This is a genomic window from Mammaliicoccus sciuri (assembly GCF_002901825.1).
In the GTDB taxonomy this organism is placed as follows: Bacteria; Bacillota; Bacilli; order Staphylococcales; family Staphylococcaceae; genus Mammaliicoccus; species Mammaliicoccus sciuri.
Genome location: NZ_PPQD01000026.1, coordinates 95,316 through 121,222, shown reverse-complemented (window position 1 = coordinate 121,222; position 25,907 = coordinate 95,316). Strand labels below are relative to the sequence as shown.

Sequence of the window (25,907 nt, the reverse complement as noted above, 5' to 3'; positions counted from 1 at the left end):
CGCGTAGTAATCTCGTTAACTTACGTATATGGTATCGGAAAAACAACAGCACAAAAAATTCTTAAAGAAGCAAACGTATCTGAAGACACACGTGTTCGCGATTTAACTGATGACGAATTAGGTCGTATCCGTGAAGTTGTAGATGGTTACAAAGTTGAAGGTGACCTTCGTCGTGAAAGAAACTTAAACATTAAACGTTTAATGGAAATCGCTTCATACCGTGGAATTCGCCACCGTCGTGGTTTACCAGTTCGTGGTCAAAACACTAAGAACAATGCGCGTACGCGTAAAGGACCAGTTAAAACAGTAGCGAACAAGAAAAAATAATAAGTAAAGGAGGCACATATAAATGGCACGTAAACAAGTTTCTCGTAAACGTAGAGTTAAAAAGAATATTGAAAGTGGTGTAGCTCACATCCGTTCAACATTCAACAATACAATCGTAACGATCACTGATGATTTCGGTAATGCATTATCATGGTCTTCAGCAGGTGCGTTAGGATTTAAAGGTTCTAAAAAATCAACACCTTTTGCAGCTCAAATGGCTTCAGAAACAGCTTCAAAAGCTGCTATGGAACACGGTTTGAAAACTGTAGAAGTAACAGTTAAAGGTCCTGGCCCAGGTCGTGAATCAGCGATCCGTGCGTTACAATCAGCTGGATTAGAAATCACAGCAATTAAAGACGTAACACCAGTTCCACATAACGGATGTCGTCCACCAAAACGTCGTCGTGTATAATTTTTGTTAGTTCTAATGTTCAAGAGTCACTGGATAGAAATTAATAAAGTTTAATCGACGTTTATAAGGAGGATATATTTAAATGATTGAAATCGAAAAACCTAGAATTGAAACAATAGAAGTTAGTGATGATTCTACATTCGGTAAGTTCGTTGTTGAACCGCTAGAACGTGGTTATGGTACAACACTAGGCAACTCCTTACGTCGTATCCTATTATCTTCATTACCAGGTGCGGCAGTTAAAAATATCGAAATTGAAGGTGTACTTCACGAATTCTCAGCAGTTGAAAATGTAGTTGAGGATGTTACTACTATCATTATGAACATCAAGAAATTAGCTATAAAAATCTACTCTGAAGAAGATAAAACACTTGAAATCGATATTAAAGATGAAGGTGAAGTTACTGCGAAAGATATCATGCATGACAGTGATGTTGAAATTTTAAATCCAGATTTAAAAATTGCAACAGTTTCTAAAGGTGGACACCTTAAGATGCGCTTAATTGCTAATAAAGGTCGCGGATATGCTTTAGCTGAACAAAATAACACAAGTGATTTGCCAATTGGTGTCATTCCAATCGACTCACTTTATTCTCCAGTAAATCGTGTGAACTATACAGTTGAAAATACACGTGTAGGGCAAAGTAGTGATTATGATAAATTAACAATCGATGTTTGGACAGATGGTTCGTTATCTCCTCAAGAAGCTGTTTCTTTAGGTGCTAAAATCATGACTGAACACTTAAACATTTTTGTTAATTTAACTGATGAAGCACAAAATGCTGAAATCATGATTGAAAAAGAAGAAGATCAAAAAGAAAAAGTACTTGAAATGTCTATCGAAGAATTAGACTTATCAGTACGTTCTTATAACTGTCTAAAACGTGCAGGAATTAATTCTGTACAAGAATTAGCAGACAAATCTGAGGCAGATATGATGAAAGTTCGAAACTTAGGTCGTAAGTCTCTTGAAGAAGTTAAATATAAATTAGAAGATCTTGGTCTTGGTTTAAGAAAAGAAGACTAATAAAGGAGGTTAATTCATGGGTTACAGAAAATTAGGTCGTACTTCTGATCAACGTAAAGCAATGTTACGTGACTTAGCTACTCAACTTATCGTTTCTGAACGTATCGAGACTACAGAAGCTCGTGCTAAAGAAGTTCGTAAAGTTGTTGATAACTTAATTACTTTAGGTAAAAAAGGTGATCTAGCTTCACGTCGTAGAGCTGCTCAAACGATTCGTGACGTTAAAATCTTAGAAGATGACAAAACAATCACTGCATTACAAAAATTATTCAATGATGTTGCGCCACGCTATGAAGAGCGTCAAGGTGGATATACTCGTATCATGAAAGTTGGTCCACGTCGCGGTGACGGTGCTGAATCAGTAATTATTGAATTAGTATAATCTATTCTTTATTGGAGTGACGAAAGTCACTTCAATCATTTCTATATAAATACAATTTATTTAACACACACAAAGCAAATGAGTGCAATGATAATGTTTACCACACATAGATATTGTCTAGCTCAGAGTACTCCACCACATTTGAATGACTTATTGCGTGAACTCGTCTATGGTGGAGTGCGCGCTTTTTTATTTTAAATCCGTTTATACGGATTTTTTTTATTGCATTTTATTTTATAATAGTTAGTATGTTTAAAGTAATTAATGCTTACAATTTCGTATGTATACTGTAAAATATATAGTAATTAACTTGTTGAAGGATGAATGTTATGGTGCAGGAAAATTTGATTAGGTTCTCGAACGTTACATTTAAATATGATGAAAATGAACCAGCTGCACTTCGCGATGTTTCGTTTAATATACAAAAAGGCAAGTGGACATCTATTGTCGGACATAATGGTTCAGGAAAGTCTACAATTGCTAAATTAATGATGGGTATTAACCAAAATTATGAAGGTGAAATCGTAGTTGATGGCATCTTACTGTCGAACGATACAATTGATGAAGTGAGAAGACATGTAGGTATTGTATTTCAAAATCCTGATAATCAATTTATTGGTTCAACTGTAGAGTATGATGTAGCATTTGGTATGGAAAATCAAAGTATAGACTATCACGTTATGCATGAAATAGTTGATGAGGTATTAACAGAAGTTGGCATGTCAAACATGAAAACATTCGAACCAAGTCATCTTTCTGGTGGACAGAAACAACGTGTCGCTATTGCAGGCATATTAGCAATGTCACCAGATATTATGATTTTAGATGAAGCGACAGCAATGCTTGATCCTGAAGGTAAAGAAAGTATTATGAACTTAATTAAATCTATTCAAAGTGAACATCACTTAACAGTTATCTCTATTACACATGATTTAGAAGAAGCTGTTAATGCTGATGAAATTATTGTGATGAATAAAGGTGAAGTTTATAAACAAGACATACCTGAAGAAATATTTAAGCAAGGTGCCTATTTAACTGAAATTGGTTTAGACTTACCTTTTGCTATGAGAATGAACTACTTGCTCAATCATAATTATGAATATACAACATTCGAACAGTTGGTGAATCGAATATGAAAATAACGTTTGATCAAGTCACTTATGACTACAGTATAAAGACACCATATCAATATAGAGCTTTAAATCAAGTTTCGACGACATTCACAGAATCTAAATTTTATGCCATTGTAGGCCAAACAGGTTCTGGTAAATCAACATTAATTCAGCATTTAAATGCTATATTAAAGCCGACAGAGGGACAATTAACAATCGGTGATACGAACATTACGAAGAAGACGAAATCAAAGAAATTAGCGCCAGTGCGTAAAAAAGTTGGTATCGTCTTTCAATTTGCAGAACATCAATTATTTGAAGATACAGTTGAAAAAGATATTATTTTTGGACCGCTCAATTACGGTACGGATAAAGAAGCAGCTATTCAAAAAGCAGAATCTCTTATGGATTTGTTAAGCATGGATCGTAGCTTATTAAAGAAATCTCCATTTGAGCTCTCAGGTGGTCAGAAACGACGTATAGCCATTGCCGGTGTATTAGCTATGGAACCTGAAATACTTGTCCTTGACGAGCCTACAGTGGGCTTAGATCCGAAAGGGCAACATGATATGATGGAACTCTTCAATGACATCCATGAAAATCTCGGTATTACGGTTATCTTAATTTCACACCAAATGGATATCGTACTTAAATATGCGGATGAAGTTAAAGTCATTAAAGCTGGTGAAATCGTTGCAGAAGATAAGCCAGTTAATATTTTTACAAATAATGAACTTCTGAATCAAACGCATCTTGAACCACCTAATATTATTAAACTTCAACAAGCAGTTGAAGCTAAATATGATATGAAGTTTGATCAAATCGCGACAAGTGAAGAGATGTTTAAAGATATGTATGAAAAGCAGGTGAAGCCTCATGACTGATAAGTTAATAATCGGGCGATACATACCTGGTAATACAATTATCCATCGATTAGATTCACGTATGAAAATGCTGTATGTATTTATATTTATGATATTAATATTCTTTTGTAATTCATGGGCATCTTATGGCTTTATGGTGTTAACTGTATTAATCATCATGTATTTAGCACAAATAAGATTCTGGTTCTTAATTAAAGGATTAACACCTGTAATGCTGCTGTTTATTTTTACGTTCATCATGCATTTAATTGTGACGAAAGGCGGACCAGTCATCATTGATTTAAAGCTATTCACAATTGAACAAAATGGTATTGTACAAGGTGCATTTATCGTTTTAAGACTTGCGCTTTTAGTGATGATTTCTACAATCATGACGTTAACAACAAGTCCGATAAGCTTAACAGATGCAATAGAATCAATGTTGAGACCATTAAAAAAGGTTAAGTTCCCAGTCCATGAACTCGCAATGATGATGTCCATATCTCTTAGATTTATCCCAACATTAATGGATGAATTAGATAGAATCATAAAAGCACAAACATCTAGAGGATCTGACGTAACAGCAGGTAGTATATTTAACAGATTAAAAGCTATTATTCCGCTACTCATTCCGATGTTTATATCGGCGTTTAAACGAGCAGATGATTTAGCAGTGGCTATGGAAACTAGAGGTTATAACGCTTCAAATCAACGAACAACCTATCGTAAATTAAAATGGAAACTAAGAGATAGTATTGGATTCGCAACAATTATTGTTGTAGCAATAGCATTATATTTATTAAGGAATTGAGGTGCAGACTTTGAGAATGTTAGTGAAAATTTCATATCACGGTGGACAGTTTATGGGATTTCAAATTCAACATCATGAACGAACTGTGCAATATGAATTTGAGAGAATTCTAAAAAGAATGCATCAAACATTTGTAAGAATACATCCTTCAAGTAGAACGGATAAAGGCGTGCATGCCATAGAGCAGTATTTTCATTTTGATACACCATTAAATATTAAACCAGATAAATGGGAATATGCTTTTAATTCGGCATTACCTAAAGATATACATGTACAAAGTGTAGAACAAATTGATGAAGACTTTCACTGTAGGTATGATTGTGTAGGTAAGAAATATCGTTATAAAGTTTATATCGATCCAGAAAGACATGTATTTGAACATGACACAAAAGTACAACAAAAGAAATCCGTTGATATTGATTTGATGAATCAAGCTGCACAACATTTTATAGGTACACATGACTTTACAAGTTTCTGTTCACAAAAGACTGAAGTACAAAATAAAGAACGTACAATTTATCAAAGTGAAGTCGTTGAAACAGATGATGGATTTGAATTTATCGTTACAGGATCAGGCTTTTTATACAATATGGTAAGAGTGATGGTCGCTTATTTAATACTCGTCGGTGAAGGGAAGAGAAGCGGTGATGATATTCATCAGCTTCTTGAAGAAAAAGATCGAAATAAAGTACCACATACAGCACCAGCACATGGTCTATATTTAGAAAAAATTTATTTAGATAAAGCAGAACTTATTAATGAGTTCGGAAATGATATCAAAATATATAATAAAAAGTCTTCAGAAAATGTTTAAAACCAATTGACAAAAAGACAAATAAATTATATTATAGACAACGGTATTGTTTTATATCACCACCACGATAAGCCCCGGAATCTTATTGTGTTTTAAGATATAGAAGCAGGAATCAGACTAAGGAAATAAGATGTATGTATGAAGCTTTGGTACAGGTAATTACATACATCTTAACCCAGAACTTTTTTAAAATTTAGGAGGACACTATAATGCGTCAAACATTTATGGCTAATGAAGCAAACATCGATCGCAAATGGTACGTTGTTGATGCTGAAGGACAAACGTTAGGTCGTTTATCATCAGAAATCGCATCAATCTTACGCGGTAAACATAAAGTAACTTACACACCACACGTTGATACAGGAGATAACGTTATCATCATTAACGCTGAAAAAATCTACTTATCAGGTAATAAAGAACAAGATAAAATTTACTACCGTCACTCAAATCACCCAGGTGGATTAAAATCAGTATCTGCTGGTGAATTAAAAGAGAAAAACCCAGTTCGTTTATTAGAAACATCTATCAAAGGTATGTTACCTAAGAGCAAACTTGGTGAAAAACAAGGTAAAAAATTATTCGTATATGCTGGTGCAGAGCATCCACATGCTGCACAACAACCTGAAAACTACGAGTTACGTGGTTAATTAAGAGGAGGATACTACATTGGCACAAGTTGAATATAAAGGCACAGGTCGTCGTAAACATTCAGTAGCACGTGTACGTTTAGTACCTGGTGAAGGTAACGTAACAATTAACAAACGTGACGTACGTGACTACTTACCATTTGAATCATTAATTTTAGATTTAAACCAACCATTTGATGTAACTGAAACAAAAGGTAACTACGATGTTTTAGTAAACGTTCAAGGTGGAGGTTTCACTGGACAAGCACAAGCTATCCGTCACGGAATTGCACGTGCATTGTTAGAAGCAGATCCAGAATACCGTGGATCATTAAAACGCGCTGGATTACTTACACGTGACCCACGTATGAAAGAACGTAAGAAACCTGGTCTTAAAGGTGCTCGTCGTTCACCACAATTCTCAAAACGTTAATATTGCCAAAGTTGTTGCGAACTTGTTCGCTTACAGATTTGGTACGCAAATTGTATATGCAATTTGTGTTCAACGGAATATTCGTTTCAACACTTCTCGAACAACTTCGAGGAGTGTTTTTTTATGGACTAGTTGTATTGAGGTTGTCATACTGATTGAAGTTATAATGATTTCAAGAAAGTTTATTCTTAATAAAAGTTCAATTAAGGAGATATTATGAATGTATTGATAGATCAGTATAAACGTATTTCTGCAGGTTCAAGACACGTGCTTATTCGTGAGAAGAATAATAATGTAATAGCTGAAAGTAATAATAAAAATGGCCAATGCAATGTTGATTTATGGCGTAATATTAAGCTACTTAGTGCTGGGAATGTACATAAAGCAAGAAATACTGGTAATACACATTCAGTAGGATTAATGCATAGTGGTTCAGTTATTGGAAGCGGGAATAATCAGCATGGACAAATTGACGTACATGATTGGCAAAATGTAATAGATATCGATTGTGGTTGGATGCATACAGTAGGTATATTGAAAGATGGCAGTGTACAAGCAATTGGGAGAAATACTGAAGGTCAATGTAATGTATCTTCTTGGAATAATATCATTCAAGTTTCTGCTGGAGATTGGCATACATTAGGTTTGTCTATAAATGGTACAGTTGTTGGTACTGGTAATAACACAAGAGGACAGATTAACGTTTCAGACTGGAACCATATAAAACAAATTTCAGCAGGATATCTACATTCATTAGGATTAAAACAAGATGGAACAGTTATAGCAACAGGAGATAATAAATATGCTACTTGTGATATAGAAGAATGGAAGAATATCGTATATATTTCAGCAGGTAGTTATCATTCTGTAGGGTTAACTCAATCAGGAAAAGTAGTAGCAACCGGTAAGAATGATAATGGACAATGTGATATAACTGAATGGGAAAATATCATTTGTGTAAGTGCAGGATCAGACTATACTATTGGAATGAATAAAGATGAAGAAATTTTAATAGCTGGAAATAATGAATGGATTAACTTGTAATGTAAATTGTATAACTTTAAAACACTTTTCGAACAACTTCGAGGAGTGTTTTTATATGAAATGGTATAATATATTCCATAACCTTACAGACTAAAAGGGGATTTTTCGATGTATAAACATATTTTATTTGATTTGGACAATACGTTATTAGATTTTAATGCTGGTGAAAGGGAAGCGATTAGGGTGATTTTTGAATCTGAAGGTATTGTGTTTAATGATTTGAATTTTAAACAGTATCAGGATATTAATAAGCGTTTATGGTTAGAGCTTGAGCAGGGCAAGGTTTCGAAGGATGAGGTGTTAACGACTCGTTTTAAAGAGTTTTTTGAGCTGTTTGATTTAAATGTTGATGCGCGTGCTAAAGAGGCTATTTTTAGAAAGACGTTGAATGATAATCATGAGCTGGTTGATGGTGCGAGAGATATATTAAGTTATTTGAAAGAAGCGGGTTATCATCTTTATAGTGCTTCTAATGGTGTTTATGAAACTCAGATGAAACGCATGCGTGATGCAGGTATTTTTGATTATTTTGATGATCATTTTATTTCTGAGAAAATTGGATTTGAAAAGCCTCATAAACAATTTTTCGACCATTGTTTAAGTGGTGTTAAAGACGACGATGTTGCACATTATTTAATGATAGGAGATACGTTAACATCTGATATTGTTGGTGCTAATGAATATGGTATTGATTCATGTTACTTTGACCATCAAAATCTTAGTAACGGCGATATTGCAACGTATGTTATTAATCATTTAGAAGCGTTAAAGGATATATGTAAATAAAAATTTATTCGAGCATAAAGCAGTCAGACTGTTTTATGCTCATTTTTTATCGAAAAACGATAATTTTTATTGATAAACAATAAAAAAGGTGTTAAACTTTTATTGAAAAACGATAAAAGGGAGAGGTTTCGATGAGTAAAATTAGCAAAACTGAAAAACGTACTTATATGATTACGATAATTACAATGATCATTAATACTTTGATGCTGGGTCTTGTTCTTGTACGTTTCTTTATCAAAGTACCTGTAAGTACAGCATTTAATTTAAAGGATGGCGTATTCTATTACTTAATATGCTTTACTATTCAATCGTTGTTAACAGTAGTTTTCTTTATATTTGTTCTAAGTTTTCTAAAAAATATCAATGAAAAGGACTTCTTTAATTCTGGGAATTACAATAAAATATTCTATTCTTCAATCATTATTATGATATATGCTACGTTAAATACTATGAAAAACAATATTGGGGTGGATGTAACATATAAAGAGTTATTAAATACTGCACCATTTACAACGGTATTATTGTTGAATATTTCTTTAATGATGTTAAACTTCCTTACGATTTATAATGAATCTAAATCAATAAAAAAAGAAAATGATTTGACTGTTTAAGGGTGACAAGATGATAAAAATTAAATTAGATGAAATATTAAAAGAAAAGCATGTTTCTCTGACTGAACTTGCTCAAGAGGTAGATATTACGATTGCAAATTTATCTATTTTAAAGACTGGAAAAGCTAAAGCTGTTAGATTTAGTACGCTAGAAGCAATATGTGAATACTTGGATTGTCAGCCTGGTGACATCATGGTTTATGAAAAGGATGCAGAGTGAAGTTAAACTTTGTTATTTTTGCACTTGAATCGTATAAAGCGTATTCTAAATATATTAAATGAATGAAGGTGATATGTATGATTGAAAAGTTACATCAAGTCATGTTATATGTTGATGATCAAGAAAAGGCTGTTGAATTTTGGAAGGATGTAATGAACTTTGTTGTGAAGTCTGAAGATGAGTTGCCTGAAGGTTTCAAGTCTGTAGAAATTGCGCCTAGTGAAGATGCTGAAACGTCATTTGTATTATTTGATAAAGCTTTTATTGAAAAGTACAGTCCTGAAGTGAGTTTAGAAACACCTTCTTTAATGTTTAAAGCTTCGAATTTTGATGAATTATATAAGTCGTTAAAAGAACGAGGATTAACTGGTCATGATATTATAGAAATGCCTGAGGGTAGAGTATTTAATTTTCATGATAAACAAGGTAATTATTTTGCGATTACTGAGTAAAAACGGAGGGAATTGAAATGATAGAAGCGCAGTTCCGAATTTCTTATAGTATGCTATCTGATGTTGTCAAAGATATAGATGAGAAACAAGCGGATTTTCAACTGGAGTTAGCAAAAAATAATATTAAATGGCAACTTGGTCACGTAATTGTGGCAAATGAATCATTTGTCTTTGGTACAAGTGAAGAAGGTAATATACTCGGTGAAAAGTTAGGTAAATCATTCTCACCAGGTACTTCACCACAGGATTTTACAGGTGTTGAACCAACTTTCCAAGAATTAAAAGGCATATTAAATCAACAACTAGAAAGAATATTAAATGCACTTGATGAACAAATGGACAAATCTAGAAAAGCACCGATAGCGAATATGGATACATTTGCAGAAACAATTCCATTTGGCATATTGCATACGAATTATCATACTGGTCAAATTAAGTTGATGAAATCAATGTTAGATAAATTAGATCAAGGCGTATAATAAAAGAGAGAAGAGAAACGATTAAGTTTCTTTTCTCTCTTTTTTGTTAGAACAGTCAAAGCATAATAATGTTTTATCTTCTTGCACGACACCTTCTATAAAGCCACTATTACAATAAATATCTGTTTGGCATTTTGCACATTTACCTACGAATTCTTTTTCCATAGAATCACACCTTAAAATTCATTTTATGTACTTAAAAGTGATATGATAATTATGTATATACTAACATATTTTTATGGAGTGATTGAAATGGCTTTAGAGATGAAACCGAATTGCGAAAAATGTGGTTATAAATTTCATAAGAAAAGTAATGCTTTTATATGTGTTCAAGAAACAACATACTGCAGAGAATGCGCTGAAAATTTATATTATGTATGTCCAGAATGTAATGGTGAACTTGTCGTTCGTCCAAAAGCAAAAGCTGATACTAAAACTGTAATGGGAGACCGTTAATGATAAATGAGGTGATGGATTGAATATTCGAAGATTACAACTCAATGAGATAGAGAAAGTTATTGCTGTATTTGATGACTATCGTGTTCATTTTGGTCAACAATCAGATATAAAGACGACGTATGAATTTATATATAGAAATGTTTCTCGTGAAGATGCTGTTATATTTATAGCTGAAGCGAATGAGCAAGTGCTAGGATTTGTACAACTATACAAGATGTTGTCATCAATGAAAATGTCAAACCTACTTTTTATTAATGATTTATTTTTAACAGCAGATGCGAGAGGTCAACGAATTGGAGAACAATTAATGAATCAAGCATTTACTTATGGGAAAGAAAGTGGATATGAGACAATATATTTAGAAACCGAAAAATCAAATATAGCTGGTAATCGTTTATATCAAAAATTAGGCATGCAAATTGATGATGAACATAACTATTATCATAAACATTTATAAACAAGAGGTGACTTTTAGATGAAAGCAATTGGTTTTAGTAACAGTTTTGATTTGAAAGTATCAAACGAATTTGAAGAAAGAGATATACCAGTTCCAGAAGCTAAAGAAAGAAATATTTTAGTGAAAGTGAAAGCTGCGAGTATAAATCCTATAGATACGAAATCAAGAAATACATCTGATGGGGAATTTAAAATATTAGGTTATGATGCAGTAGGTGTCGTTGAAGCGGTCGGAGAAGAAGTAGAATTATTTCATGTAGGTGATGAAGTCTATTATTCCGGCACAAATACGAAACAAGGATCGAATGCAGAGTATCAATTAGTTGATGAACGACTTGTGGGCATTAAACCAGAACACTTATCTTACGTTGAATCAGCAGCTTTACCTTTAACTGCACTAACGTCATTTGAAGCATTATTAGAAGGACTAAATATTTCATCTAACACTGAAGATAATAAAGATAAGAAATTACTGATTATTAATGGTGCAGGTGGCGTAGGTTCTGTAGCTACTCAAATTGCGAAACATTTGGGGCTAACAGTTATCACGACTGCATCACGTAAAGAAACAAGAAGATGGTCAGAGAAAATGGGTGCTGATATAGTACTCAATCATAAACACCATTTACCAGATGAATTAAGAGCACATAAAATTAATCAAGTAGATTATATCTTTAATACGCATAGTAGTGATGCTTACTTTAATGTAATGGCAGAAATGATAAAGCCAAGAGGAAAAATCGTAGCACTTGTTAATTTTATGGATAAAGTAGATTTAAATTTATTAAAAGATAAAAGTGTGACATTCTCATTTGAGTTTATGTTCACTAGACCAAAATACGAAACAGACGACATGATCGCACATCATGAATATTTGAGAAAGTTAACATACTTATTAGATAGAGGTACGATTAAAACAACTGTAAACAAGACATTAAAAGGATTAAGCGTAGAAACAATTACAGAAGCACATCGTTTAATAGAAGAAGGAAAAAGTATTGGTAAAATAGTAATAGAATATTAACAGTACTAATAGAGATTTCGTTACGAACACTTCTGGTCAAACTTGTTTATAACGAGGGTGTTACGAACACTTTCGTCCAAACTAGTTCATAACGGGTGTGTTAATTACAAAAGTCGACGGAAGTGTAACTATGGGGGTCTATAATTACAAAAGTCAGCCGAAGTGTAACTATGGGGGTCTATAGTAACAAAAGTCAGCCGAAATGTAACTATGGGGGTCTATAATTACAAAAGTTGCCGGAAATGTAACTATGGGGGTCTATAGTAACAAAAGTTGCCGGAAATGTAACTATGGTGGTCTATAGTAACAAAAGTTGCCGGAAATGTAACTATGGTGGTCTATAATTACAAAAGTCAGCCGAAGTGTAACTAACGGAGCCGTCACTACTTAAAATAAACTACAAAAAAAGCACAACCTCACGCGAGGTTGTGCTTTTCTACATCTTAATAATCGTTTTCGTTTGCGATACGTCTTAAGTGTGGATATTTAGAACGTATTACATATACAAGTAATGTTAGTGCTGCGAATACGATTGCGATAAGTCCTATTATAAGCATTGATTGTCCATAAGTTACGTCACTTGTGAAGTTAAAGATATTCTCTCTTAATGCTTTGATTACATAACTCATTGGAGAGAATGGGTGTAAGTCTTGGAAGAACTTACCTGATAATTCTATTGGGAATGTACCTTCACTTGATCCTAATTGTAAGATTAATAGTATAATCGCTAAGAATTTACCGATATTACCTAATACTACTGTTAGGAATGTCACAATCATATATGCTGCAATACTCCATAAGATAAGTGTTAAAGTGAAGTGTCCTGGATTGGCGATATCAATTTCAAATCCGTATAAACATAGTACCGCTAGTGCTAATGCTGAACCTAAAGCTTGCATCATGAATATTGCAAACTTACTTAACCACCATTTGAATCCTGTAGAATCACCAATTCGTTTATCAATAGGGTAAACTGCTGAGAATGCAACTGCACCTACATATAAACTTAATGATAGGATATATGGCGCAAAGCTTTGACCATAGTTATTAACTTCTGTTAAATCATCCTCGTTTGATACGACTGGATTATTGATTGCTTTAACATTTTTGTCTTCAAAGTATTTATCATCTGATTGTTTAATAGCTTTATCAATATTTGCTTTTAATTTATCGTTATTAGCTTGTAAATCATTTAAACCTTGAGATACTTTCATACTGCCTTGTAAAAGTTGTTGTCCTTCTGCGCCAGCCATTGGAGCAAGTTGTTCTAATCCAGACTCAACTTGTTTATTACCATCAATGAGTTGAGATTCTGCATCTGACATTTGTCCAAGTGCTTTAGAAGTATCTTTATAACCATCTGTTAATTTATTCATACCTTTAAATGATTCTGAAATATATTTCTCACGAACAGATTCACTTAAGTTATCTTCAACAGCTGTAGTAGCTTTAGATGCGATTTGTGAACCAGTGTAACTATAACCAGGGTTCGTTTTGACATTTAAGTCGATTTTTTTAGGATTTTTGTCTAACATAGAACCTGCATTTTTAGTCGTTTCAGCTGGTATAGAAATGACAGCATATGATTCACCATGTTCTAAATGTTTGTCAGCAGTTTTTTGAGAAACAAATTCCCATTTAAATTTATCATTGTCTTTTAATTTATCTACTACGTCTTTACCGATGTCTGCCTTTTCACCATTGATTCTTCCACCGTTATCGCTATTCACTACAGATATCTTTAATGAATCCGTCTTTCCGTATGGATCCCATAATGAACCTACAAATACTGAACTATAAATAAGTGGAATAAGCATAATTGCTATAAGTGATACGAGTAGAAACTTATGTGTCCATAAATTTTTTATATCATCAAACATGATTAACATTGTCCTTTCCTGTTATAAGTTTATTAGCTTTCTCTAATTGTTTAACAAACGTTATAATCTCATCGTTTGAAAAGTGAGAAGACAGTTTACGATTAAATGTTTCGTAAATAACATCTTCAGTACGCTTTACAAGTTCGAAACCTTTATCCGTTAGCATAACAGATTTCTCTCTCTTATCTTCGCCTTGCTGAATTGCAATGAGGTCTTGGTTCTTCAATTTATTAATTCTGTTTGATATAGCAGTTTTAAAGACACCTTGTTTAGCAGCAATAAAACTGTATGTACATCTAGGAAAATCTTTAATAATTTTTAAAGTTTGATATTGTTCTTTAGAAACTACTTCATCTAATCCAGAGTTATTTAAAATCTTTGCAACTTCACTGTGTATATTAATGATGGATTCTTGGAATAGGTTAAAAGCTTTTTTTAATTCTTCTTCCATAATTAGTACACCTCCTGTACTTAATACAAAGAGTATAGTACACCCTATGTACTATAATTGCAAGAAGTTTAACTCAAAAAAGATACAATCGTTTGCATGTAAAGGCTTTCTTTTGAAAATAAATGACTCATATTGTTGGAAAACAACAATGCAATCGTTTGCATAAAATTGTTGACTTTTTAACTTTTTACACATATGATAAATCTATATTAAATTTTGAAAGCGATTACAATTATGGAGGGTTTATCTATGGCTGAAATGAAATTAGAGAATATAAAGAAGACTTACGACAAAGGTAATACTGTAGTACATGATTTTAACTTACATATTAAAGATAAAGAGTTTATTGTTTTCGTTGGTCCATCAGGGTGTGGAAAGTCTACAACTTTGAGAATGATCGCAGGATTAGAAGACATTACATCAGGAAATTTTTCAATTGATGATCGAAGAATGAATGATGTCGCACCGAAAGATAGAGATATCGCAATGGTCTTTCAAAATTATGCATTATACCCACATATGACAGTCTATGACAATATGGCGTTTGGTCTTAAACTACGAAAAATGAATAAAAAAGAAATAGATAAAAGGGTTCAATACGCAGCTGAAATTCTTGGATTAAAAGAATACTTACCAAGAAAACCTAAAGCTTTATCAGGTGGTCAAAGACAAAGGGTCGCATTAGGTCGAGCGATTGTAAGAGATGCGAAAGTATTCTTAATGGATGAACCTTTATCTAATTTAGACGCGAAATTAAGAGTTCAAATGAGAACGGAAATATTAAAGTTGCATGAACGATTACAAACTACAACGATTTATGTCACACATGACCAAACAGAAGCTTTAACGATGGCAACACGTATTGTTGTCTTAAAAGATGGCGATATTATGCAAATAGGTACACCTCGTGAAGTATATGATGCACCTGAGAATGAGTTTGTTGCACAATTTATTGGCTCACCTGCAATGAATATCTTTGACGCAAAGGTTAATAAAGACGAGTTAGTGATTGGCAATCAAGTGATTAAATTAAATGAAAGTAAAGCACGCATGTTAAATCATAACGGCTATGATGGCAAGACGATACGATTCGGTATTCGACCAGAAGACATTCATGATGAACCTGTATTTATCAAGGCTAATAAAGATGTAACCTTCAAAACTAAAGTACTTGTTAGTGAGTTATTAGGTTCTGAAATTATGATCCACGGATTATTTAACGATGAAGAAATATGTGCCAAGTTAGATGCTAGAACAGTGATTCATCCAAATGATGAAATTGAGCTCGCTTTAGATTTAAATAAATGTCACTTCTTTGATAAGGAAACTGGAGAAAAAATAAAAAATTAATTTATTGAGTGAATCAACAATTAATGAAAGAAGGGGATTAGATGAAACATTTAATAAAAATTTGCTCAATATTACTCGTGACATTATTGCTTGCAAGTTGTGGTCCTAATCGAACACAAGAAGATATTGATAAAGCACTTAACGATGATGAAAAAACAGCCAAACCTAAGTCACTTACGATGTGGGTAGATGGCGATAGACAAATGTCTTTTTACAAGAAAGTAACGGAAGATTATACAAAAAGGACAGGTATTAAAGTCATTCTTAAAAATACAGCTCAAGATGATCAAGTAGATAACTTATCGCTTGATGGTCCTTCAGGTAATGGACCTGACTTATTCTTTCAACCGCATGACCGTGCAGGTGATGCATATTTACAAGGATTAGCGGCAGAAATTGATTTTACAGATGAAGAATTGAAAGGTTATTCCAAAGAAGCTTTACAAGCTTTAAATTATGAAGGTAAACAGTTAGCATTACCCGTTATCGTAGAATCAACGGCTGTTGTCTATAACAAGAAACTCGTTAAGACACCACCAAAGACGATGGATGATGTTGAAAGAATCGCAAAAGATGTAACGGATAAAGATAAAAAGCAATATGGATTTATGTTTGATGCAAAGAACTTCTACTTTAATTATCCATTTTTATTCTCAAAAGGCGGATACATATTTAAAGAAGAAAAAGATGGATTTAATACAAATGATGTTGCAGTAAATGATCCATCTGTCGTAAAAAATGGAGAGAGATTACAATCTTGGTATGACAAAGGTTATATTACGAAGTCAGCTAATCAAGATGTTATTGTTGGACTGTTTAAAGAAGGCAAAGTAGGCATGTTTGTTACAGGACCTTGGCAAACGAATGAGTTTAAAGAAGCACTTGGCGATGATTTCGGAACAGCAACTTTCCCAACTGATAATGGTAAAGAAATGAAACCATTCCTAGGGGTAAGAGGTTGGTTTATATCCGAATATAGTGAAGAGAAATACTGGGCTAAAAACTTAATGCTGTATTTAACAAATAAAGATAATATGCAGAAATATACAGATGAAATGCAAGAAATTACAGGTCGTACAGACGTTTCTTCTAAAAATAAATTATTAAAGCCATATGAAGAACAAGCTCAAAATGCTATTCCAATGCCAAATATTCCAGAGATGAGTCAAGTATGGGATCCGATGGGAAATGCAGCAGTATTTATGTCCAACGGTAAAGATCCTAAAGAAGCACTTGATGAAGCGAAAAACGGTATTGATGAACAAGTAGAAATTATGAATGCATCTAAAAAATAAAAGAAGGTGTGAAAATGAGAAATCCAAAATTAGCAGCCATGCTATCGATTATTCCAGGTATTGGCCAGTTCTATAATAAAAGATATATAAAAGGTAGTATATTTATCGTATTTTTTATTAGTTTTATTTCAGTATTTTATCAATTTATGAATATTGGATTCTGGGGATTATTCACTTTAGGTACAGTGCCTAAATTAGATGATTCAAGGGTTCTATTAGCACAAGGTATCATTTCGTTATTATTAATTGCATTTGCGATCACTTTATATGTCGTGAATATCATAGATGCTTATCGTAATGCAGATCAATATAATAAAGGATTTGAAATTAAAGATCGTAAAGGTCGAATGACGGCAACATGGGATAAGACTTTCCCATATTTATTAATATCACCGGGTATCTTTTTATTAATATTTGTTGTCGTATTTCCACTTTTATTCATGTGTTTTTTAGCTTTTACAAACTACAATTTATATAATGCACCACCTAGACATTTATTAGAATGGGTAGGATTTGATAACTTTAAATCATTAGTTACGGTACCTATTTGGAAGACAACATTCTTTAACGTATTAACTTGGACGATTGTTTGGACTTTAGTAGCGACTACTTTACAAATCGCGTTAGCGTTATTACTAGCTATTATTGTTAATCATCCACTTATTAGATTTAAAAAGCTAATTAGAACAGTATTAATCTTACCTTGGGCAGTGCCATCGTTTGTGACAATATTAATCTTTGCTGCCATTTTTAATGATGATTTTGGTTCGATTAATAATGATATCTTACAACCATTATTTGGTATTGCACCAGCATGGTTAAATGATCCGTTCTGGGCAAAGGTTGCTTTAATATTAATTCAAGTATGGCTTGGATTCCCATTCGTATTTGCTTTATTCACAGGTGTTCTACAAAGTATTTCATCAGACTGGTATGAAGCGGCAGATATGGACGGGGCATCAAGTTGGCAAAAATTTAGAAATATTACGTTTCCACATATTTTATTTGCGACTGCACCATTATTAATTATGCAATACGCAGGAAACTTTAATAACTTTAATTTAATTTACTTATTTAATAAAGGTGGTCCACCTGTTTCTGGTCAGAATGCAGGTAGTACAGATATCTTAATTTCATGGGTTTATCGATTAACATTTGATATGCAAAATTATAATATGGCTGCAACGATTTCATTAATTATTGGCGTGTTTATTGCCATTATTGCATTCTTACAATTTAGAAAGACGAGTACTTTTAAAGATGAGGGGGATATTTAATGAATAAGAAGAATAAAAATATATTAAGAGCGATTACCATGTATGGCATTTTGATTATTATGTTTATTATCATTATTTATCCATTACTGTGGACTTTAGGATTATCACTCAACTCAGGTTCTAATCTTTATGGTTCTTCGATGATTCCGAAAGATGCATCTTTGAAAAATTATATTTATTTACTAACTGATCCATCAAGTGACTACCTCACTTGGTATAAGAATACTTTAATCGTGGCGACGGCTAATGCATTATTCTCAGTGATCTTTGTTGGTTTAACGTCATACGCATTTTCAAGATATCGTTTTGTCGGTAGAAAATACGGACTGATTGCATTTTTAATTTTACAAATGTTCCCTGTATTGATGGCAATGGTAGCAATTTATATCTTATTAAATACAATAGGCTTATTAGATTCACTATTTGGTCTTACTTTAATTTATATAGGTGGTTCCATTCCGATGAATGCATTCTTAGTAAAAGGATATTTCGATACAATCCCTAAAGAATTAGATGAATCTGCTAAAATAGATGGTGCAGGACATATGAGAATATTTTTCACAATTATGTTACCGTTAGCTAAACCGATTCTAGCAGTTGTTGCACTATTTAATTTTATGGGACCGTTTATGGACTTTATTCTGCCAAGAATATTATTAAGAAGTCCTGAAAAATACACACTAGCAGTCGGATTATTTAATTTTATAAATGATAAATTCGGAAACAACTTTACAGTATTTGCTGCTGGGGCAATGATGATTGCAATACCAATTTCTATCGTATTCTTATTATTACAAAGATACTTAGTGACTGGTTTAACGGCAGGTGCTACAAAAGGATAATAAAGGAGTGATCTCGTGGTTACAATAAAAGATGTTGCGAAAGAAGCAAATGTTGCACCATCAACAGTATCAAGAGTGATTAGTGGACATAAAAGTATAAGTGATAAGACATCAAAGAAAGTTAAAGCTGTGATGAAGCAATTGGGCTACCAACCTAATATTGCCGCGAGAACACTTGTAACACAAAAATCTAAAACGATTGGTTTAATTTTAAAATCAGCTTCTAAAGAAATGACACAAAATCCATTCTTTACAGATGTTCTGATGGGGATATCAATTGCTTGTAAACAAAGAGAATATTCTACGATTATGACAACATCAGTTGAACAAGCTGACTTATTAGTTGAAGTTGAAAATCTCATTAAATCTAAATCAATAGATGGCTTTATTATGCTTTATTCAAAAGAAAATGATCCTGTTACACAACTACTCAAAAAATATCAATTTCCGTTTGTTGTTGTAGGTAAACAACTAGGTGAAAGAGAAATTATTCATATCGACAATGATAATGTCGAAGCAAGCCAAATGATAACTGAATTTATGATTCAAAAAGGGCATGAACATATAGCTTTTATAGCTGAACCAGATTCATATGCTGTTGCATTGGATAGGGTAGAAGGCTTTAAGAAAGCTTGCGATAAACATGGTATTAATCAATATGAAATTTATCATGCAAATCCTAATAGAGATGAAATATTAGCAATCATTAAAGAAATGAAAGAAACTGCGGCTTGCCCTACAGCGATTATTACATCAGATAGCATGATCAATATTAATTTATTAAGCTCATTATATGAACTTAATATAAGAGTGCCAGATGAAGTGATGACAGCAACATTTAATGATTCATTTATTAATACTTTTGCTTCACCACCTCAAACGGTTGTAAATATTTATCCTGAACATTTAGGTGAGGAAGCAGGTATAGCATTAATTAAACTGATTGAGAATCCTAATATTTTAAGAAAAAATACGATTATTCCAACAGATATAATAGAGAGAAAATCAACGATAAAATAAGAGGTGACTAAATGATGGAGGAACGAATTTGGTGGAAAGAAGCGGTATGTTATCAAGTTTATCCTAGAAGTTTTAATGATTCTAACAATGATGGTATTGGTGATATAAATGGTATTAGAGAAAAGTTAGATTATTTGAAAGATCTAGGTATAGATGTGATTTGGGTTTCACCAATATTTAAATCACCTAATGATGATAATGGCTATGATATTAGTGATTATCAAGACATTATGGATGAGTTTGGTACGATGGAGGACTTTGAATTACTTTTAAAAGAGACACACGATAAAGGTATGAAACTCATATTGGATTTAGTCATCAATCATACATCAGATGAACATCCATGGTTTATCGAGTCTAAATCGAGTAAAGACAATCCTAAAAGAGATTGGTATATATGGCAAGAAGGAAAAGACGGTAAAGAACCTAATAACTGGGGCAGTATATTCAACGGTTCAGCTTGGGAAAGAACTGAAGAAACAGATGAGTATTACTTGCACATTTTCAGTAAAAAACAACCAGATTTAAATTGGGAGAATGAAGCGGTCCGTTCGGAATTATATAATATGATTAACTGGTGGTTTGATAAAGGTATCGATGGTTTCCGAGTAGATGCGATTACACATATTCAAAAATCATTTGAAGATGGCGACATACCAGTAGAACCTGGTGATGAACAGTATAAAGCAGCATTTGAACGTTATACGAATAGACCAGGTATATTAAATCATTTACGTGAATTGAGAGATGAAACATTCAATAAATATGACATTATGACGGTAGGTGAAGCAAATGGTGTCAGTCCTGATGATGCGAATGATTGGGTAGGCTTTGATAATGGTATATTTAATATGATTTTTCAGTTCGAACATTTAGGATTATGGAATACAGAAGATAGTGGATTTGATGTTATACAATATAAAAATATCATGTCTAAATGGCAAGACCAACTTGAAGGTGTAGGATGGAATGCACTATTTATCGAAAATCATGATCAACCAAGACTCGTTTCAACTTGGGGAGATGATGAGCATTATTGGTATGAAAGTGCAACAAGTCATGCGACAAATTATTTCTTACAAAAAGGCACACCATTTATTTACCAAGGACAAGAAATAGGGATGACGAACTATCCGTTTGAATCATTAGAAGATTTTAATGATGTTTCTGTTAAAAATGAAATTAAATTGAAAGAACAAAATGGAGAAGATACATCATCTTTATTAAATAATTTGAGTAAAGTAAATAGAGATAATTCTCGATCAATGATGCAGTGGGATAATCGTGCGTATGCAGGATTTTCCACAACAGAACCATGGTTCCTCGTAAATCCAAATTACAAAACAATCAACGTAGCAGATCAGTTAGAAGATGAGCATTCTGTATTAAATTATTATAAGCGTTTGATTCAATTGAAAAAAGATTATGACGTGTTTAATTACGGTAAATACGAACTAGTCGATAAAGATCATAAACAAATCTATAGCTATAAACGCATATTAGATAACGAAGAAGTTATTATTATGAGTAACTTAACAGGCGAAAAAGCTACTATCACATATCCACTTAATATAGAAAAAAGTAAGTTATTATTGCACAACTATATAACGATAGAAGATACCAACGAATTAGAACCATTTGAAACTAGAGTGTATCGAATAGAAGAATAATAAGTTGAAATCCGGGACAACAGGCTTTATCTCGGATTTTTTAGTTGTGGATGGTAATGTATCAACCATAATTCAGAATAATGGTAATAAGATGGGTACTCTCTTAGGGATATTTCTCGGAATTCTGTCCGTAAGCGCCACATACAAGCTCAAACTTAAATTATCATCTCTTATTAACTCATATTGTTAACGCTTACCTATCTAAACGTTTTATAATGGAATAGAAAACATAGAATTTAGACGGGAGGTCATTTTATGAAGAAATTAATGAATGAAAAAACAAACTTTGTAGCGGATATGCTTAAGGGAATCGAAGTAATGGATAACTCAGTTGAAATTATTAGTGACAATGTTGTCGTTCGTAAAAATGTTAAAAAGAGTGGTGTTGCTTTAGTTTCTGGTGGTGGATCTGGTCATGAACCTGCACATGCTGGATATGTTGCTGAAGGTATGTTAGATGCAGCTGTATGTGGTGAAGTCTTTACTTCTCCTACACCAGATAAAATTCTCGAAGCGATTAAACATGTCGCGACTGATGAAGGTGTCTTATTAATCATTAAGAATTATGCCGGAGATGTTATGAACTTTGAAATGGCGCAAGAGATGGCAGAAATGGAAGGTATATCTTGCCAATCAGTTATCGTACGTGATGATATTTCTATTGAAAATGAACAAGATAGAAGAGGTGTAGCAGGTACAGTTCTTGTTCATAAGTATGCCGGCTATCTCTCTGATAATGGAAATAATTTAGCAACTATTAAAGAAAAAGTAGAATCATTTATTGAAAATATTAGAACGATTGGAATGGCCATTTATCCTTGTTTAGTACCAACAACTGGTCAATACGGATTTGATTTAGATGATAATAAAATGGAGATTGGTATTGGTATTCATGGTGAACGTGGTATTTATCAAGAAAATATTGAAACAATCGATAAAATCATTAACCGTTTAATGCATGAACTTGAAAAGGAAGTTTCTGATAAATCATTAATCGTTATGATTAATGGTATGGGTGCGACACCAGATTCAGAACTTGCAATCATCGCGCATTATTTTAATGAATATGCAGAGCAAAATGAATTAGAGGTTAAAAAATATTTTGTTGGTAATTATATGACTGCACTCGATATGCAAGGATTTTCTATTACATTAGTGCCTTATCAACAAGAAGTTGAAGAAGCATTTAACGCACCGACAGAAAGTAAATATTTTAAATAGGAGGCATTTTAAATGAACGCAGAAACATTGTTAAACAAACTTAAAGATTTAAGTCATACGTTTGAACAAGAAGAACAAAATTTAACGCAATTAGACAGAGCAATCGGTGATGGCGACCATGGTGTTAATATGTTGCGCGGATTTAAAGCAGTGGACGAAAAAGTTACAGGAGATACAGTGAGTAATATATTGAAATCTACTGGCATGACTTTAATGAGTTCAGTAGGTGGTGCATCAGGTCCACTGTATGGATTTAGCTTTGTTAAAATGGCAGGTCTAGATTATGACGAAATCACTTCTGATAATTTATTAGAATATATAAATACTTTTAAAGATGCAGTTGCAGCTAGAGGTAAAGTAACAGGCGGCGAAAAAACAATGTATGATGTGTTATTAAAAGCCTCAGATCACTTATCGAATGGCGATTCATTATCTGAAGATGTGTTGCAACAGTTCGCTGAAGATACTAAAGATTTAGAAGCAACTAAAGGTAGAGCAGCCTATTTCAAAAAGGATTCTATAGGACATATAGATCCTGGTGCTCAAAGTATGGTTTATGTATTAAAAGCTTTAAGTGAGGGTGTGTAAATATGGCGACAATAGGTATTATTAGTCATAGTAACGATATCGCACAAGGTGTAAAAGCATTATTGGAACAAATGTCTCCAAGTGTTACAGTTATCGCAAAAGGTGGGACAAATGAAGGTGAAATCGGCACAAGTATTGATACGGTTAATGAAGTGATTGATGCATTAACTGAAGATGCATTGTTATTTTACGATATTGGTTCATCTGAAATGAATTTAGAAATGGCGTTAGACTTATATGATGGTGAACATAAATTGTACAAAGTAGACGGTCCCATTGTAGAAGGTGCATTTTTAGCAAGTGTATCTTTATCAACAGGTGCAACATTAGAAGAAGCAATGGAAAGTATTAAAAGAGAATTTCATCAATAATTTAAATTCTTTAAGATGAAATATATTTTAAATGATATAATTGCTCTACTAATGATTTTAACAAGGTGGAGAAAGAAGAATGAAGATATCGAACAAGAAATTATACGAAAAAGTTGCAGATGTCATCATATTAGATATTAATGAAGGTCGTTTGAAAATAGGAGACCGCTTACCATCTATAAAGGCTTTATCTGAAAGTTTTGGGGTAGGACAAGCAACGATAAGAGAAGCATTGAATGCGTTAAGAGCAATGGGCTATGTTGAAATTAAACACGGGCAAGGTACTTTCATCGTTGAAAGAGAAGAAGTTTATTTTAATATCGAAGCAATCAATGGAGACGTTAAAGATATTGAAAATTTACTAGAAGTCCGTAAAATTGTTGAAGTCGGTGTATCAAGACTAGCAGCAGAAAAAAGAACAGATGATGACTTGCATGCTATTGAATCTGCATTAAAAGATATGAAACAAGCCATTCAAGACAATGAATTAGGAGAAGCTTCTGATTTGAAATTTCATTTAGCTGTAGTAGAAGCGGCTAAAAATGATATGCTTAAACAATTATTGTTAAATGTATCTGAAATCATGAGACATACAATGAAAGAAACGAGAAGGATTTATTTATATACGAAAAGTAAATCAATCGAGAAGTTATATAATGAGCATAAAGAAATTTTTGAAGCTATTAAATCTCAAAATGCAGAGCTTGCGCAACATAAGATGGCATTTCATTTAGAAGAAGTTGAGAAAGTTGTACTTAGTAATATTAAAAAACAGAACAATAATACTTGATGATGATAACTGCTATTAATGTCTAACAGAGACATGATAGCAGTTTCTTATTTTATGCAAAATTAAAAGCGATAAGCTTCAGGAGGCTTATCGCTTTAGGGTATGTAACCCCATCCGTTCCATTTCATAATCATATATAAAGACTTCTTACAGTTAATAATAAATTGCATGATGTCTATTCGAAAATGAAGTACATTTATTACAACTTATCATCTGTATACTTAGTATAAGGTCAACGGTGCACTTTATCAATGTTAATTCTTAAAAAAAGATGCCAAATTTACACTTAAATGCGATATAAAATTTTATATAAAGACTTGTTATAAAAATATTTGTAAAATTATCAGAACCTTCAAAAAATAAGTGCTATTTGATATACTGTTTTTAATTTACTGATGGGAGGATCACATATGAACCAAACAAAAGAAAGGGTTTCAATCATAAATAGATTTCTTAATTTAATAGAAAGAGCAGGTAATAGATTACCAGATCCAAGTATACTATTTTTCTTCTTATGTGCAGCGTTAATATTTCTGTCTTGGTTTATTTCATTATTTCACATAAAAGTTGAAAGTCCTGCAACTGGAAAGACTGTAGAAGTTACAAATTTAATTTCTAGAGAAGGTTTCGGAAAAATTATTAGTGAATCTATCACGAATTTTTCAGAATTTCCCGCATTAGGCTTAGTACTAGCAGTTATGTTAGGGATAGGTGTTGCTGAAAAGACGGGGTATTTTGATAAGTTAATGATACAAGTTGTTCAGAAAGCACCTAGAAAAATCATTGTACCAATTATTATATTTGTAGGTATTAT

The 25,907-nt window shown here is 32.7% G+C and carries 33 protein-coding genes; 30 read left to right on the top strand and 3 right to left on the bottom strand.

What is annotated here, in order from left to right; translation table 11 throughout:
- From rpsM to CD035_RS07800, 16 genes are all read left to right on the top strand, one after another.
- Positions 1–327, top strand: a 327-nt coding sequence (rpsM, locus tag CD035_RS07875; protein WP_103354230.1) for a 30S ribosomal protein S13, incomplete at its 5' end; no start/stop codon positions are given.
- A 22-nt stretch (positions 328–349) separates the two neighbouring features.
- Complete coding sequence (rpsK, locus tag CD035_RS07870; protein ID WP_025906484.1) at positions 350–739, top strand: 30S ribosomal protein S11; 390 nt, start codon at positions 350–352, stop codon at positions 737–739.
- Positions 740–821: 82 nt separating this feature from the next.
- Positions 822–1,766 carry a DNA-directed RNA polymerase subunit alpha gene (locus tag CD035_RS07865; RefSeq protein ID WP_025906483.1) on the top strand — a complete coding sequence of 315 codons (945 nt, stop codon included), beginning with the start codon at positions 822–824 and terminating at the stop codon, positions 1,764–1,766.
- Between the two features lie 16 nt (positions 1,767–1,782).
- Positions 1,783–2,148 carry a 50S ribosomal protein L17 gene (rplQ, locus tag CD035_RS07860; RefSeq protein ID WP_025906481.1) on the top strand — a complete coding sequence of 122 codons (366 nt, stop codon included), beginning with the start codon at positions 1,783–1,785 and terminating at the stop codon, positions 2,146–2,148.
- Positions 2,149–2,477: 329 nt separating this feature from the next.
- A complete protein-coding gene (locus tag CD035_RS07855; protein ID WP_048541059.1) occupies positions 2,478–3,284 on the top strand; it encodes an energy-coupling factor transporter ATPase in 807 nt (268 codons plus the stop codon).
- The gene (locus CD035_RS07850) at positions 3,281–4,144 is read left to right on the top strand and encodes an energy-coupling factor transporter ATPase (protein WP_048541058.1); all 864 of its coding nucleotides are present in this window, start codon (positions 3,281–3,283) and stop codon (positions 4,142–4,144) included. The genes CD035_RS07855 and CD035_RS07850 overlap by 4 nt, the downstream gene beginning before the upstream one ends.
- On the top strand, positions 4,137–4,934 hold the full coding sequence (locus CD035_RS07845) for an energy-coupling factor transporter transmembrane component T family protein (protein ID WP_048541056.1): 798 nt from the start codon (positions 4,137–4,139) through the stop codon (positions 4,932–4,934). The genes CD035_RS07850 and CD035_RS07845 overlap by 8 nt, the downstream gene beginning before the upstream one ends.
- Before the next feature lie 10 nt (positions 4,935–4,944).
- The gene (truA, locus tag CD035_RS07840; protein WP_048541054.1) at positions 4,945–5,748 is read left to right on the top strand and encodes a tRNA pseudouridine(38-40) synthase TruA; all 804 of its coding nucleotides are present in this window, start codon (positions 4,945–4,947) and stop codon (positions 5,746–5,748) included.
- A 209-nt stretch (positions 5,749–5,957) separates the two neighbouring features.
- On the top strand, positions 5,958–6,395 hold the full coding sequence (gene rplM, locus CD035_RS07835; RefSeq protein ID WP_025906474.1) for a 50S ribosomal protein L13: 438 nt from the start codon (positions 5,958–5,960) through the stop codon (positions 6,393–6,395).
- Between the two features lie 19 nt (positions 6,396–6,414).
- On the top strand, positions 6,415–6,807 hold the full coding sequence (gene rpsI / locus CD035_RS07830) for a 30S ribosomal protein S9 (RefSeq protein ID WP_025906473.1): 393 nt from the start codon (positions 6,415–6,417) through the stop codon (positions 6,805–6,807).
- Between the two features lie 216 nt (positions 6,808–7,023).
- Positions 7,024–7,851, top strand: a complete 828-nt coding sequence (locus tag CD035_RS07825; RefSeq protein WP_048541052.1) for an RCC1 domain-containing protein — start codon at positions 7,024–7,026, stop codon at positions 7,849–7,851.
- Between the two features lie 108 nt (positions 7,852–7,959).
- Positions 7,960–8,637 carry a YjjG family noncanonical pyrimidine nucleotidase gene (locus CD035_RS07820; RefSeq protein WP_048541050.1) on the top strand — a complete coding sequence of 226 codons (678 nt, stop codon included), beginning with the start codon at positions 7,960–7,962 and terminating at the stop codon, positions 8,635–8,637.
- Between the two features lie 131 nt (positions 8,638–8,768).
- Complete coding sequence (locus CD035_RS07815) at positions 8,769–9,248, top strand: hypothetical protein (protein WP_048541048.1); 480 nt, start codon at positions 8,769–8,771, stop codon at positions 9,246–9,248.
- 10 nt (positions 9,249–9,258) lie between these two features.
- Positions 9,259–9,468, top strand: a complete 210-nt coding sequence (locus CD035_RS07810; RefSeq protein WP_048541047.1) for a helix-turn-helix domain-containing protein — start codon at positions 9,259–9,261, stop codon at positions 9,466–9,468.
- A gap of 80 nt (positions 9,469–9,548) precedes the next feature.
- Entirely contained in the window at positions 9,549–9,920 is a 372-nt protein-coding gene (locus CD035_RS07805; protein ID WP_048541315.1) for a VOC family protein, read from the top strand.
- 17 nt (positions 9,921–9,937) lie between these two features.
- Positions 9,938–10,399, top strand: a complete 462-nt coding sequence (locus CD035_RS07800) for a DinB family protein (RefSeq protein ID WP_048541045.1) — start codon at positions 9,938–9,940, stop codon at positions 10,397–10,399.
- Positions 10,400–10,420: 21 nt separating this feature from the next.
- Here CD035_RS07800 and CD035_RS13940 read toward each other — a convergent pair whose 3' ends face one another.
- Positions 10,421–10,564 (bottom strand): hypothetical protein, encoded by a 144-nt coding sequence (locus CD035_RS13940; protein ID WP_167401693.1) that lies wholly within the window; start codon positions 10,562–10,564, stop codon positions 10,421–10,423.
- An 87-nt stretch (positions 10,565–10,651) separates the two neighbouring features.
- Here CD035_RS13940 and CD035_RS07795 point away from each other — a divergent pair, with 87 nt between their 5' ends.
- The 3 genes from CD035_RS07795 to CD035_RS07785 are packed head-to-tail and all read left to right on the top strand — an operon-like array spanning position 10,652 to position 12,338.
- Complete coding sequence (locus CD035_RS07795) at positions 10,652–10,855, top strand: DUF1272 domain-containing protein (protein WP_048541044.1); 204 nt, start codon at positions 10,652–10,654, stop codon at positions 10,853–10,855.
- Positions 10,856–10,874: 19 nt separating this feature from the next.
- A complete protein-coding gene (locus CD035_RS07790; RefSeq protein WP_048541042.1) occupies positions 10,875–11,315 on the top strand; it encodes a GNAT family N-acetyltransferase in 441 nt (146 codons plus the stop codon).
- Between the two features lie 18 nt (positions 11,316–11,333).
- Positions 11,334–12,338 (top strand): zinc-binding alcohol dehydrogenase family protein, encoded by a 1,005-nt coding sequence (locus CD035_RS07785; protein WP_048541041.1) that lies wholly within the window; start codon positions 11,334–11,336, stop codon positions 12,336–12,338.
- Between the two features lie 443 nt (positions 12,339–12,781).
- On the opposite strand, the gene CD035_RS07780 is transcribed toward CD035_RS07785, so the two are convergent.
- Entirely contained in the window at positions 12,782–14,218 is a 1,437-nt protein-coding gene (locus CD035_RS07780; protein ID WP_080964674.1) for a YhgE/Pip domain-containing protein, read from the bottom strand.
- A complete protein-coding gene (locus CD035_RS07775; RefSeq protein WP_048541036.1) occupies positions 14,211–14,669 on the bottom strand; it encodes a MarR family winged helix-turn-helix transcriptional regulator in 459 nt (152 codons plus the stop codon). Before CD035_RS07775 ends, CD035_RS07780 begins: the two co-directional genes overlap by 8 nt.
- Positions 14,670–14,918: 249 nt before the next feature.
- On the opposite strand from CD035_RS07775, the gene CD035_RS07770 reads away from it, so the two are divergent.
- The 11 genes from CD035_RS07770 to CD035_RS14150 all read left to right on the top strand — a co-directional run.
- A complete protein-coding gene (locus tag CD035_RS07770; protein ID WP_048541034.1) occupies positions 14,919–16,019 on the top strand; it encodes an ABC transporter ATP-binding protein in 1,101 nt (366 codons plus the stop codon).
- 41 nt (positions 16,020–16,060) lie between these two features.
- Positions 16,061–17,314: an extracellular solute-binding protein gene (locus tag CD035_RS07765; RefSeq protein ID WP_048541032.1), complete on the top strand. Its 1,254-nt coding sequence runs from the start codon at positions 16,061–16,063 to the stop codon at positions 17,312–17,314.
- Between the two features lie 8 nt (positions 17,315–17,322).
- Complete coding sequence (locus tag CD035_RS07760; RefSeq protein ID WP_103354225.1) at positions 17,323–18,591, top strand: sugar ABC transporter permease; 1,269 nt, start codon at positions 17,323–17,325, stop codon at positions 18,589–18,591.
- Positions 18,591–19,433, top strand: coding sequence for a sugar ABC transporter permease (locus CD035_RS07755; RefSeq protein WP_048541029.1), 843 nt, complete (start codon positions 18,591–18,593; stop codon positions 19,431–19,433). Before CD035_RS07760 ends, CD035_RS07755 begins: the two co-directional genes overlap by 1 nt.
- A gap of 15 nt (positions 19,434–19,448) precedes the next feature.
- Positions 19,449–20,453: a LacI family DNA-binding transcriptional regulator gene (locus CD035_RS07750; protein WP_048541027.1), complete on the top strand. Its 1,005-nt coding sequence runs from the start codon at positions 19,449–19,451 to the stop codon at positions 20,451–20,453.
- A 14-nt stretch (positions 20,454–20,467) separates the two neighbouring features.
- Entirely contained in the window at positions 20,468–22,123 is a 1,656-nt protein-coding gene (locus tag CD035_RS07745) for an alpha-glucosidase (protein ID WP_048541313.1), read from the top strand.
- A gap of 255 nt (positions 22,124–22,378) precedes the next feature.
- Positions 22,379–23,344: a dihydroxyacetone kinase subunit DhaK gene (dhaK, locus tag CD035_RS07740; protein ID WP_048541025.1), complete on the top strand. Its 966-nt coding sequence runs from the start codon at positions 22,379–22,381 to the stop codon at positions 23,342–23,344.
- 12 nt (positions 23,345–23,356) lie between these two features.
- The gene (dhaL, locus tag CD035_RS07735; protein WP_048541023.1) at positions 23,357–23,932 is read left to right on the top strand and encodes a dihydroxyacetone kinase subunit DhaL; all 576 of its coding nucleotides are present in this window, start codon (positions 23,357–23,359) and stop codon (positions 23,930–23,932) included.
- A gap of 2 nt (positions 23,933–23,934) precedes the next feature.
- The gene (dhaM, locus tag CD035_RS07730; protein WP_048541021.1) at positions 23,935–24,303 is read left to right on the top strand and encodes a dihydroxyacetone kinase phosphoryl donor subunit DhaM; all 369 of its coding nucleotides are present in this window, start codon (positions 23,935–23,937) and stop codon (positions 24,301–24,303) included.
- A 79-nt stretch (positions 24,304–24,382) separates the two neighbouring features.
- Entirely contained in the window at positions 24,383–25,093 is a 711-nt protein-coding gene (locus CD035_RS07725) for a FadR/GntR family transcriptional regulator (RefSeq protein WP_048541020.1), read from the top strand.
- Positions 25,094–25,503: 410 nt separating this feature from the next.
- Positions 25,504–25,907, top strand: a 404-nt coding sequence (locus CD035_RS14150) for an AbgT family transporter (RefSeq protein ID WP_229412536.1), incomplete at its 3' end; no start/stop codon positions are given.

Coding starts and splice junctions, on each gene's coding strand:
- CD035_RS07800 (WP_048541045.1), top strand. CDS start 9,938: ATGATAGAAGCGCAGTTCCGAATTTCTTATAGTATGCTATCTGATGTT.
- CD035_RS07825 (WP_048541052.1), top strand. CDS start 7,024: ATGAATGTATTGATAGATCAGTATAAACGTATTTCTGCAGGTTCAAGA.
- CD035_RS07820 (WP_048541050.1), top strand. CDS start 7,960: ATGTATAAACATATTTTATTTGATTTGGACAATACGTTATTAGATTTT.
- CD035_RS13940 (WP_167401693.1), bottom strand. CDS start 10,564: ATGGAAAAAGAATTCGTAGGTAAATGTGCAAAATGCCAAACAGATATT.
- CD035_RS07815 (WP_048541048.1), top strand. CDS start 8,769: ATGAGTAAAATTAGCAAAACTGAAAAACGTACTTATATGATTACGATA.
- dhaM (WP_048541021.1), top strand. CDS start 23,935: ATGGCGACAATAGGTATTATTAGTCATAGTAACGATATCGCACAAGGT.
- CD035_RS07810 (WP_048541047.1), top strand. CDS start 9,259: ATGATAAAAATTAAATTAGATGAAATATTAAAAGAAAAGCATGTTTCT.
- CD035_RS07785 (WP_048541041.1), top strand. CDS start 11,334: ATGAAAGCAATTGGTTTTAGTAACAGTTTTGATTTGAAAGTATCAAAC.
- CD035_RS07850 (WP_048541058.1), top strand. CDS start 3,281: ATGAAAATAACGTTTGATCAAGTCACTTATGACTACAGTATAAAGACA.
- CD035_RS07775 (WP_048541036.1), bottom strand. CDS start 14,669: ATGGAAGAAGAATTAAAAAAAGCTTTTAACCTATTCCAAGAATCCATC.
- rplM (WP_025906474.1), top strand. CDS start 5,958: ATGCGTCAAACATTTATGGCTAATGAAGCAAACATCGATCGCAAATGG.
- CD035_RS07765 (WP_048541032.1), top strand. CDS start 16,061: ATGAAACATTTAATAAAAATTTGCTCAATATTACTCGTGACATTATTG.
- rpsK (WP_025906484.1), top strand. CDS start 350: ATGGCACGTAAACAAGTTTCTCGTAAACGTAGAGTTAAAAAGAATATT.
- CD035_RS07780 (WP_080964674.1), bottom strand. CDS start 14,218: ATGTTTGATGATATAAAAAATTTATGGACACATAAGTTTCTACTCGTA.
- rplQ (WP_025906481.1), top strand. CDS start 1,783: ATGGGTTACAGAAAATTAGGTCGTACTTCTGATCAACGTAAAGCAATG.
- CD035_RS07865 (WP_025906483.1), top strand. CDS start 822: ATGATTGAAATCGAAAAACCTAGAATTGAAACAATAGAAGTTAGTGAT.
- CD035_RS07755 (WP_048541029.1), top strand. CDS start 18,591: ATGAATAAGAAGAATAAAAATATATTAAGAGCGATTACCATGTATGGC.
- dhaL (WP_048541023.1), top strand. CDS start 23,357: ATGAACGCAGAAACATTGTTAAACAAACTTAAAGATTTAAGTCATACG.
- dhaK (WP_048541025.1), top strand. CDS start 22,379: ATGAAGAAATTAATGAATGAAAAAACAAACTTTGTAGCGGATATGCTT.
- CD035_RS07795 (WP_048541044.1), top strand. CDS start 10,652: ATGGCTTTAGAGATGAAACCGAATTGCGAAAAATGTGGTTATAAATTT.
- CD035_RS07855 (WP_048541059.1), top strand. CDS start 2,478: ATGGTGCAGGAAAATTTGATTAGGTTCTCGAACGTTACATTTAAATAT.
- CD035_RS07745 (WP_048541313.1), top strand. CDS start 20,468: ATGGAGGAACGAATTTGGTGGAAAGAAGCGGTATGTTATCAAGTTTAT.
- CD035_RS07845 (WP_048541056.1), top strand. CDS start 4,137: ATGACTGATAAGTTAATAATCGGGCGATACATACCTGGTAATACAATT.
- CD035_RS07725 (WP_048541020.1), top strand. CDS start 24,383: ATGAAGATATCGAACAAGAAATTATACGAAAAAGTTGCAGATGTCATC.
- CD035_RS07770 (WP_048541034.1), top strand. CDS start 14,919: ATGGCTGAAATGAAATTAGAGAATATAAAGAAGACTTACGACAAAGGT.